Genomic DNA, 2,826 nt, shown 5'->3' with positions numbered 1-2,826 from the left:
GCTGGCCGCCTCGCCCCACCAAAAGGCGCGACGGTGAAACCGGAGGCGCCGCGAGCACGAAGTGCCAGCCGAGCGGGATGACGACGATCAAAAAGCCGCTACCTGTCACCGTACCCGCGCCAGCCTGCTGAGCGGAGGCCAGACGGGTGATTCCTGCCGGTCAGGTCTTAGGTGACCAGCGAGCGGGTGCCAAGTGCCGCGTTCTTGTTGCTGTGCCGGATCGCGGTCGCCGGCGGGAGAATGTGCTGGGCGACGCCGCTCGCGTCGCCCAGCGCGGGTCCACGCGGCGTGTTGTACGAGGTCACGCCGCCTTTCGAGGGCGTCGCCGACCCGCGCGAGGAGCTCGGGCCGAAGCACCGGGAACTCAGTCGTCGTGAGGCGCGGTGCCCGGGGCATGGCTGTGGCTAGGAGCGGGCTGGGATGATTGCCCCGGTTCGGGCGTATTGGCCGCTGGTGGAGGCGAGTTGGTGGTGCCACCCTCGCCGCCGTGCGGCACCGCCGGGTCCTCCTCGTCGGAACCATGGGAATGCGGAACGGATTCGTCTGTCACCTCGGGACCGTGGCTGTGACCGTGTGATCCGGCGAGTTCGACCGCGGGCATGGTGAAGCCGGTGACCCCGGCGCCGACGACGCCGATCATCGCGGCCGCGCTGAACGAGGAGCGGAACCCGCGGGCGTGCCGCGCCCGGAAGCTCCACAGAGCAAGGAGGCAGATCATCGCCTCGAATGCCACCGTGGTGAGGTCGACTCTGTCGACCTGTTCGGGCGTGTTGGCGTGGGGGCCGACGGGGAACCCGGCGGTCCGGCTGAGGGCCCATAGCAGGATTGAGCCCGCGTTGACCAGCAGGCCCGCTTTCATCGTCCGTGGGCTGGCGCCCCGCAGCACGGCGAGGGCCCAGCCTGTCTGGAAGGCCGCGGTCGCGAGGAAGAACACACCTGACAGCGGCCAGCTGGTGAAGTGGCTTGGCGCGACCGCGACATGCGTGGCGGCGGCGCCGAGCGAGGCGAACGCCGCCACGATCCTGCCCGCCCCGACGTCAGTCATGATCCGAGCGTCGGATCTTCCCTGGCCCGCTGGATGTCCGGCTCCCGCGGCCTCGGCCCGCGGCGGGGCCGCTCGACTCGCTCGGGCCCGCGCCGGGTGTCCGGTCGCGGCGGCGCGGCGGGCGCTCCCGGCGGCACGTGTGATCTCGCGCGATGCGTCCCGCCGCGTTGTCCGTGGCGTGCCGGCCGGCGGATGACGAGCGGTGTGGTCGGTGGACCGTCCACTGCTCGGCTCACCCGCTCATGGGGAACAGCATGGTCGTCATGCCAGCCTCCTGGTGGTGGGCGCTGTGAGTCGCGCATCCCTGCCCGGCCTGTCACGGCAGTGGCGAGGCCTGGTAGCCGAGTTCTTCGATGACCTTGACCACGTCCTGGGGGCTGTTCCGGCTCAGGTCCAGGTCGACCGTGGTGCGGCCCTGCTTCAAGGTGGTCTGGGTGCCGCGTACGCCCGGCAGGTCCTCCAGGGCGTCGTCGATGAGCAGGGCGCAGCTTGCGCAGTGCATTCCCTCGACCCGGAACGTGTGGGTGGTGGCGGACACTTTCGGTGCTCCTTTCTCCTGGTTGACCAGGGACGGTGTGGTCAGACGACGGTGATGACGCCGGTGTACATCCCCATGGCGCACGTGTAGCGCAGCTGGCCGGGTTCCAGCACTCCCAGATCGATCGCCGTGTCGCCCTCGACCGGCAGGATTTCCTCGATGTCGCGGTCCGGGATGACGAACGACCGGATGCAGCCCCGCACGTCGTCCGAGTGCACGACCAGCGTCGTGGGGACACCTGCCTGTGCCTGGACGTTGCCTGGGCTGTAGGAGTCGGCGTCGGCCGTGATCTGGACGGTCTGCTGTCCGTCCACGGTCGAGGCGGCGGACGTGTCGACCGGCTCCGGGGAGATGATCCCGGCGGCCTCGGCGAGCCGGTCGGCGGCCAGGGGCGAACCGGCGAGCTGCAGGCCACCGTTGAGGGTGTAGAGCCCCATCGCCAGCACGATCAGCCCGGTGACCACGGCCAGCCGGCTGCGCCACGCGGTCGCGGCCTTGCGGGCGGCGTAGCCGAGAACGGCGAACAGCGGGCCGGTGCCGAGCACGAACACCCCCATCGTGGCCGCGCCCGCCAGCGCGGACCCGGACGCGAGCGCGAGCGCCTCCACCGACAGCGTCACGCCACACGGGATGAGCACGGTGGCCAGGCCGAGCAGCGCCGGGGCCAGGGCGGCCTGGGAGCGGGCGCGTCTGCGCACGATCCGCATCCACGACGCCGGCGGTTCGACGACGATGCCGCGGAAACCCGGCACGCCGAGCTGGGAGAGTCCAAACACAATGATCAGCAGGCCGGCGCCGAGCTGCATCAGGACGCGCGCGTCAAGCGAGAGCTCCACCGCGCTACCCGCAGCGCCCAGCAACGCCCCCAGCAGCACGTGCGAGACGAACTTGCCCGCCAGAAACCCTCCGACCGGGGCAAGGTCATCGCCAAGCCGAGCACGCCAGCCCGCTTCCCGCACCCGCACCGGCCCGCTCCGCGGGCGGGTCGATGCCCCGGGGTCCCGGCGGTGGGTATGGCGAGCCGAATGGCGACCACCGCCGGGCACGTGACCCGCAAGCTCGGCCGCCCCCACCGCCGCGGCCCGCTGCCGGCTGATCAGACCGGTCAGCAGACCGCCCTGCACCGCCGCGCAGGACACACCACCCGCGAACAGGCCAGTCACCAGAACAGATGCGAGATTCACCAAGCCTCCCGCGAGAGCGGACCGAGAGTGGACAAGGATGCGCGAAGGTCCGGCCCGCC

General features: G+C 71.3%; 5 protein-coding genes. 1 reads left to right on the top strand and 4 read right to left on the bottom strand.

Going from position 1 to position 2,826, the window contains the following annotated elements; genetic code table 11:
• Nucleotides 1-167 precede the first annotated feature (167 nt).
• From I6A81_RS40845 to I6A81_RS40830, 4 genes are all read right to left on the bottom strand, one after another.
• Nucleotides 168-305: a hypothetical protein gene (locus tag I6A81_RS40845; protein WP_203008209.1), complete on the bottom strand. Its 138-nt coding sequence runs from the start codon at nucleotides 303-305 to the stop codon at nucleotides 168-170.
• Between the two features lie 59 nt (nucleotides 306-364).
• Nucleotides 365-1,045: a hypothetical protein gene (locus tag I6A81_RS40840; RefSeq protein ID WP_203010510.1), complete on the bottom strand. Its 681-nt coding sequence runs from the start codon at nucleotides 1,043-1,045 to the stop codon at nucleotides 365-367.
• A gap of 316 nt (nucleotides 1,046-1,361) precedes the next feature.
• Entirely contained in the window at nucleotides 1,362-1,583 is a 222-nt protein-coding gene (locus I6A81_RS40835) for a heavy-metal-associated domain-containing protein (RefSeq protein ID WP_203008213.1), read from the bottom strand.
• Nucleotides 1,584-1,624: 41 nt separating this feature from the next.
• Nucleotides 1,625-2,707, bottom strand: coding sequence for an urease accessory protein UreH domain-containing protein (locus I6A81_RS40830; protein ID WP_407661470.1), 1,083 nt, complete (start codon nucleotides 2,705-2,707; stop codon nucleotides 1,625-1,627).
• Here I6A81_RS40830 and I6A81_RS44535 point away from each other — a divergent pair.
• The coding region (locus I6A81_RS44535) for a hypothetical protein (RefSeq protein ID WP_238441616.1) at nucleotides 2,609-2,826 on the top strand (218 nt) is incomplete at its 3' end. The genes I6A81_RS40830 and I6A81_RS44535 overlap by 99 nt on opposite strands.

The sequence above is a fragment of the Frankia nepalensis genome (assembly GCF_016786325.1).
GTDB classification, from domain to species: Bacteria; Actinomycetota; Actinomycetes; order Frankiales; family Frankiaceae; genus Pseudofrankia; species Pseudofrankia nepalensis.
This window is presented reverse-complemented; position numbering and strand designations above follow the sequence as displayed.

Coding starts and splice junctions, on each gene's coding strand:
- I6A81_RS40840 (WP_203010510.1), bottom strand. CDS start 1,045: ATGACTGACGTCGGGGCGGGCAGGATCGTGGCGGCGTTCGCCTCGCTC.